General features: G+C 48.4%; 1 rRNA gene. It reads left to right on the top strand.

The annotated features are described in order from the left end of the window. Positions 1-9: 9 nt before the first annotated feature. Positions 10-223 (top strand): 16S ribosomal RNA (locus tag ACLUXO_RS10460); the annotation flags it as partial.

Here is a 223-nt window from a genome sequence, read left to right as displayed (position 1 = left end):
CTCAATTTTCAAATTGAGAGTTTGATCCTGGCTCAGGACGAACGCTGGCGGCGTGCCTAATACATGCAAGTCGAGCGAGCTGAATTCAAAGATTCCTTCGGGATGATTTGTTGGACGCTAGCGGCGGATGGGTGAGTAACACGTGGGCAATCTGCCCTAAAGACTGGGATACCACTTGGAAACAGGTGCTAATACCGGATAACAACATGAATCGCATGATTCA

The organism is Lactobacillus delbrueckii subsp. bulgaricus (assembly GCF_046938665.1).
GTDB lineage: Bacteria > Bacillota > Bacilli > Lactobacillales > Lactobacillaceae > Lactobacillus > Lactobacillus delbrueckii_C.
This window is presented reverse-complemented; position numbering and strand designations above follow the sequence as displayed.